The organism is Lacrimispora sp. (assembly GCF_032078915.1).
In the GTDB taxonomy this organism is placed as follows: domain Bacteria; phylum Bacillota; class Clostridia; order Lachnospirales; family Lachnospiraceae; genus Lacrimispora.
On the sequence record NZ_DAMAUN010000020.1, the window covers coordinates 75,516 to 81,607 of the forward strand.

At 40.2% G+C, this 6,092-nt stretch carries 8 protein-coding genes; 2 read left to right on the forward strand and 6 right to left on the reverse strand.

Translation table 11 applies throughout. The annotated features are described in order from the left end of the window. The first annotated feature begins 364 nt into the window (after window positions 1-364). Complete coding sequence (locus tag RT269_RS10495; RefSeq protein WP_313182442.1) at window positions 365-1,096, forward strand: class I SAM-dependent methyltransferase; 732 nt, start codon at window positions 365-367, stop codon at window positions 1,094-1,096. Window positions 1,097-1,312: 216 nt separating this feature from the next. Here RT269_RS10495 and RT269_RS10500 read toward each other — a convergent pair whose 3' ends face one another. Genes RT269_RS10500 through RT269_RS10510 form a run of 3 tightly spaced genes read right to left on the reverse strand, consistent with a single transcriptional unit; the run spans window position 1,313 to window position 2,936 of the window. Next, window positions 1,313-1,840, reverse strand: coding sequence for a nitroreductase family protein (locus RT269_RS10500; RefSeq protein ID WP_313182444.1), 528 nt, complete (start codon window positions 1,838-1,840; stop codon window positions 1,313-1,315). A gap of 60 nt (window positions 1,841-1,900) precedes the next feature. Further along, window positions 1,901-2,296, reverse strand: coding sequence for a VOC family protein (locus RT269_RS10505; RefSeq protein ID WP_313182446.1), 396 nt, complete (start codon window positions 2,294-2,296; stop codon window positions 1,901-1,903). Then, complete coding sequence (locus RT269_RS10510) at window positions 2,286-2,936, reverse strand: flavodoxin family protein (RefSeq protein WP_313182447.1); 651 nt, start codon at window positions 2,934-2,936, stop codon at window positions 2,286-2,288. The genes RT269_RS10505 and RT269_RS10510 overlap by 11 nt, the downstream gene beginning before the upstream one ends. Before the next feature lie 114 nt (window positions 2,937-3,050). Here RT269_RS10510 and RT269_RS10515 point away from each other — a divergent pair, with 114 nt between their 5' ends. Continuing rightward, the gene (locus RT269_RS10515; RefSeq protein ID WP_313182449.1) at window positions 3,051-3,383 is read left to right on the forward strand and encodes a winged helix-turn-helix transcriptional regulator; all 333 of its coding nucleotides are present in this window, start codon (window positions 3,051-3,053) and stop codon (window positions 3,381-3,383) included. Window positions 3,384-3,512: 129 nt separating this feature from the next. On the opposite strand, the gene RT269_RS10520 is transcribed toward RT269_RS10515, so the two are convergent. The 3 genes from RT269_RS10520 to RT269_RS10530 all read right to left on the reverse strand — a co-directional run. After that, a complete protein-coding gene (locus RT269_RS10520; RefSeq protein WP_313182450.1) occupies window positions 3,513-4,109 on the reverse strand; it encodes a DNA-3-methyladenine glycosylase in 597 nt (198 codons plus the stop codon). Between the two features lie 63 nt (window positions 4,110-4,172). Then, window positions 4,173-5,279, reverse strand: coding sequence for a DHHW family protein (locus RT269_RS10525; RefSeq protein WP_313182452.1), 1,107 nt, complete (start codon window positions 5,277-5,279; stop codon window positions 4,173-4,175). 11 nt (window positions 5,280-5,290) lie between these two features. Further along, on the reverse strand, window positions 5,291-6,092 hold an 802-nt coding region (locus RT269_RS10530), incomplete at its 5' end, for an MBOAT family O-acyltransferase (protein WP_313182454.1).

Genomic DNA, 6,092 nt, shown 5'->3' on the forward strand with positions numbered 1-6,092 from the left:
TCCAGGATGCCGGATTGAAAAATGTTCTTTCTCCAGAATAATGGCCTCCTTCCACTAGTCGTTTTGCAAATCAGTCCAGGCATGGACCGGTCCCCAAAATCATGGGATAAATGCTATATAAATTTTACACTAAATCTTATATAATAACAATAGTAATTCCTACTTATATACTATATATTCATCCTTTTTTCCATGTGCCAGAACTGCAGAATAATATCGGACAAACCTATAGCTGCCGCGAGCTATGATTGGAATTTTAGAGCTTTTTACAGATAATTATGCTATAATCCTTTTAAATCTTCAAATAAAAGAAACATATCCATGGGGGTATGCGATAAAAATGCAGGAAGAGGAGAAAGCAACAATGAAACAGAATCCTTACGATAACAAAGCATTCTTTGAAAAATACAGCCAAATGGACCGCTCCACAAAAGGACTTGCCGGTGCAGGGGAATGGAAGACTCTTGAATCAATGCTGCCTGAATTTAAAGACAGGCGGGTTCTGGATTTGGGCTGTGGATTTGGCTGGCATTGTCAGTATGCCGTAGAGCATGGGGCCAAAGCAGTCACAGGCATTGACATTTCCGAAAAAATGCTTGCAATTGCAAAGGAAAAGACAAGTGATAAAATCTGCTATCACCACATGCCAATAGAAGAGATATCATTCAGTGAGAATTCATTTGATGCAGTCATAAGCTCTCTTGCGTTCCACTATTTAGAATTTTTTGAACAGATTGTTGAAAAGGTCTCCTGCTGCCTTATAAAGGGCGGTGATTTTGTCTTTTCTGTAGAGCATCCGGTTTTTACAGCTTATGGCAGTCAGGAATGGTATTACGATGAAACCGGAAAGATCCTTCACTTTCCGGTCGACAATTACTTTTTTGAGGGACAGAGACAGGCCAGCTTCCTTGGAGAAAATGTTACGAAATATCATAAGACCCTGACCACCTATTTGAATGGTCTGATACAGGCAGGTTTTGAACTAACCGGTGTTGTGGAGCCTCAGCCATCAGAACACCTGCTTCAAACCGTGGAAGGCATGGAAAATGAGCTTCGCAGGCCCATGATGCTGATCATTTCAGCAAGAAAAAAGTAACCGACACAATAGTCTGCTTTGCAGGCTCTTCAGATTCTTGGCTTATTGCTTCTTGGTTTGTTCAAAATCAAGAAGCAATTTCATTTCTGTTGTTTCTTGGGGGAGCGTACAAAAATAGCGTATACTTTTTCATCTGTATACGCTAAATATTTATGGTATAATGGGAAACTATCAGCTAAAAACATTTTGCTTATTATACGTTTATCTAAGGTTATTTTAAGATATTATATTTACATCAATTTTCATTTTCATTTCCTTCTCTGTGAATGGTTCTAAAGGATAACCAAGCCCAACAGCCGAAACAGGAGAAAATCCATCGGGCAAATCAAGTTGGGTAATGAGTTCAGGCTCAGTTTGAAGCCCTAAAAGAAATCCCATTAAATAAACACTGCCAACATTGAGGTCGGTCGCTGTTAATAGCATGTTCTCAATCATACAGCCCGCATTGGCATACTCAGCGCCCGGAAACCGAAGTTCTTTTACTGATGAAAGTATAACAAGTGTAGGCACACCGTAAAGAAGATTCAAATCAGGATTTCCTATGGCTTTGGCACAGGCTTTTGATATTTTAAGCAGCAATTCCTTGTTTTGAATCACAGTGTAATGAAGATCATTGTATGCTCCCATACCAACAGGAGCAGAACTTCCTGCTAGTAATATAGCATCTAGTTCTTCCCGTGAAATCTGGTCTTCTTTATACTTACGAGTAGATTTTCTTGTTGCAATTACCTTTGATAGTTCCATATAGTCTCCTTTCATTTCAGTTTTAAAGTCTTATAACATATAAATAATTCAGAAAATTTCTTAATGCTTGACATGTTCAACGATTTCTACAGTCAAATTATCAGGCTGTTGTACGATCATATTAAAACCCGTTGGCACATTTGTTATATCTTCTACAATCGTTGCCCCATGAGCAAGGAGCCATTGCCTGCATTCTTTTATATTATCAACCAAAATAGACAGAGATATTGAATTAACAGATTTAAGAGCCTCCTCATTTCCGGCAATGATAAGTAATGTATCTATAACCGCAATATCTAGTCCCTTTTCCTTGTATGAAAATCTGTTAGTTACTTTTTTGTTCAAAAATTCTTCATAATAAGCAATTGTGCTTTCTAAATCATTAACATAAACAGGAGTTACAATTTTATGTACCTGCATTTGATGACCTCTTCCTTTATTTGAATCAGCAATCAACTATTCTATATCCCAATTCAAAAGCATTCTGACAGTCTTTTGGAAATTGTTCTAAGTGAATTTTCGCCTTGTGCGTTTCATCAAAATTAGATGCGGCATAGTCTGAATAATTGTCAAACTGGTAAGCATCGTAAGATACAAGCCGTTCAACCTTACCTTTCAGAAGTGACATATACAATTCGTGAAGATTAAACATCGTTTTATAGCCGTACTGCTCCATTTGCTCCGCGGTTACACCCATCGTATAGATAAAAGCCGTCGAAATGCTTTTTTTGCAGACTGAACGATTCTCCGTACTATCATAAGAAAGATTTGAAAAGTAAAGCCTTTCCATGAACGAACGTATGGCTCCAGTAACATCACCAAGATAAATTGGCGATCCCAAAATCAGAGCATCACTTTCCATTATTTGTTCGAGAATCGTTGTTAAGTCGTCTTTCATAAAACATCTGCCTAGCTGAGTATTTCCTTTTCGTTTGCAGGCAAAACAGCTGACACAACCTTTATATGTCATGTCATAAAGATGAACCAGCTCCGTTTGAGCGCCTGCGGACTCAGCTCCCTTTAGAGCTTCTTTTAAAAGTGTTGCCGTATTATTATCTTTTCTCGGACTACCATTTATTGCGATTACCTTTGGCATTTAAATCCCCCTTTACAAAAATCAATCTGTAATTTATGATTATAAGCAGAGGAGACAAAAAAGCAAGTACGCACTTTTTTGTGCCTTAGCTATTTTAGGAATGAGGTATTTACATTGAAAGATAATTTATACGATAATAATTGCCCTGTACTATATGCGCTGAATGTTATTGGCGGGAAATGGAGAATGCCTATTTTATGGTATTTATCGCAATCTGATCTGCGATATAATGAATTGAAAAGAAAAACAAACGGCATTACTAATATCATGCTCACTCGTTGTTTGAAAGAACTTGAGGAAAACGGCCTTGTGTATCGTAACCAATATTCTGAAATACCGCCTCATGTGGAATATTCTATCACGGAGGCAGGTAAAAAATTGATACCTGCTCTAATGGCGATAAAAGAGTGGGGAGCTGAACAAATGGCGGCGATAAAAGCTGACTGATACAACCCTGATAACATGGTCCTATTACGATAAAAAGATATTAAAAAGCCGTCAACAGATCAAATGCCGACGGCCTGAAGAATCTGCATTGCAGATTCTTTGTTTCTTATGGAAAATATTTTAAAGCACCTACAGGCGCCCTTCTATATAAAATCGCCAAAGGTAGTCTTTTGCTTCCTCAGCATAGTCAATTCCCACACGTTTTGTGGCTATGATATGAAAGTTCTCTCCTGTGCCCTCCTCAAGATATATCTGATCACCGCATAAGTCTATGCCGTTATGGCTTCGGTCCAGGGATAATGCCTTACACAGCTTTCCCGGCCCGTTTGTAAAGCCCTTTAACTGGCTTTTGGACAGCTCCTCATAAGGCTTTCCATATCTCTGCTGCGCCATCCACTGGAATCCCTCCAATGGCTCAGCAGCCCTTATTAAAACTGCCTGCGGGGTCCCCTTCTCCCTTGTTACCACATTGAAGCAGCAGTACATCCCATAGATAAGAAACATATAAGCATAACCGGGATCTCCATACATGATCTCCACTCTTGGTGTCCTCTTTCCGCCGTAAGAATGGGCAGCCTTATCTTCAACGCCCATATATGCCTCTGCCTCTATAATCTTAACGGCGAGTCTCTGTCCCTCAATCTCGTGGACAAGCACCTTTCCCAATAGCTCCCTGGCAACCAGGACCGAATCCCTGTTATAGAATTCTCTGTCTAGTTTTTTCATCCCCTCAGCCTTCCTTTCGTATGATAGCTGCGATAAATATTTAAAAGCAGATTATAATCTGCCCTATTTGAACATTGCACTGGAATTTAGTACCGAAGTACTGTATACAAAAAGCACATCCTGATCATCAAAGGTAATATAATCACCGATCAAATCACTGGCAATGTAACGGATATCAACCATGGTCACTTTGGAATACCCGTCAAGCAAAAGGGGCGCCAGGCTGCTTCCAAAGGAATCCCGGAATATCACCAGCTCTTTTCCGTTTTTTACATTTGGATTGGTGATTTCCAAAAGGGCCGCCGCACCGGATAAATACACATCATAAGGATCATTCCCTGTAAGCTTTTGGGTATCATACACGGACGTGGTTTTTCCTGTCTCCCAATTATAAACCGTACAGGCATCTATGAGATCACTGGTAAGGTATTTCAGTTTGTCCGGTTTCATGGGAAGGGCAGAATGCCCATAATATACTCCGTAAAAGGGTTTTTCTACTTCGATTTCCTTATATTGTCCGGCGCTTTCCTTCTCTTTTCCTAAAGCATTACGGATTTTATCCGCAGCCTTAGTAATCCTCTCCTGCTTCCAGTGAATATCTGTCTTATAATAATCATCGATTTCCAAAATATCCGATAGATCGATATACTTCGCAAAGTCTGTATCCGCCTTCATCATTTCAAACAGCTTCTGGTAGTCCATGGATGGATAGCCATTTGCCTGAGAGAGAAAATACCCCTTGTCAGGAACAATGGTCAGATATGTTTTTACGTTATTACCATCCATATACTTTTCATAAAGATACCGGAACTTTTCCGCCGCTTTTTGAATGGAAGCTTCATTCAAGGGGTATTCCATTTTTACGGCGTAGCCGTCCTGAATATAGATGCCGTTATTATCCTTCTGACCCAATGGATAAAACTTGACATACGCTTTTATGGTACGATATAAAAATCTGCAGGGAAACTGGTCTTTGGCATATTGCTCAAAGCCCTCCATAAAATCTCCCGTGGCAAAGCTTTTTAAGGTAAATTCCGGAAACCCGGCAAGCTTTCTTCTTTCGCTGGCTGATATTTCCTGTGTTGGTGAAAGCCAGGAAGAAAGTGCCAGAAGAAACCATACCGTCCCTACCAGAATCACTAACATCCGATTTGTTTTTCTATTCTTCATTCCTGCCCTCCTTAAAAGCGAAAATACAGAAATGGATTAAAGGAAGCATCGATTAAGTATGCCGTTGTCAGCAGAAGCAGTGCCACACATACCACAGGCTCTGCCCCAGCTAGGGCAATTGCTCCAAATGGTGTTTTGCGGATCCTGCCTATGACTCTCTTTGGCAAATCAGTACTTCCGGTTATGGCTATCACAAATAGGATAAGATAGCTTCTTAAATAATAGGCTGACTGGACTCCTGTGAGCGGCAGACCGCTCATCCCGAACATGGAACGAAGCCGTTCTGCTGTTGTACTCAGATCAGGCGCATCAAATATGACGAAGCTTATGATTACAAGAAGCATGACATACAAATGAGAAATGCTTTTCGGCATTTTCTTTAAGAAACTGCCGAGCCACAGCTTCTCAAGCATCAGGAGAACAGCAAATAACATTCCCCATATAACAAAATTCCATGCAGCGCCGTGCCATAAGCCGGTCAGCATCCATACCAAAAAAATATTAAAGAGCCAGCGCGTCCGGCCAACACGGTTTCCTCCTAAAGGAATGTATAAATAATCCTTAAACCAGGTTCCCAGGGACATATGCCACCTGCGCCAGAATTCAGTAATGCTTTGGGAAATAAACGGATAATTGAAATTCTCCTGAAAATCAAAGCCAAATATCTTGCCTAAACCGATTGCCATATCACTGTATCCGGAAAAGTCAAAGTAAATCTGTAAAGTAAAGGCCGCTGCATAAAGCCAGTAGAATAAAACATTTCGTTCCGGAGAATCTGCAAAGACCTTGCACAATTCTCCAAGTGTATTGGCG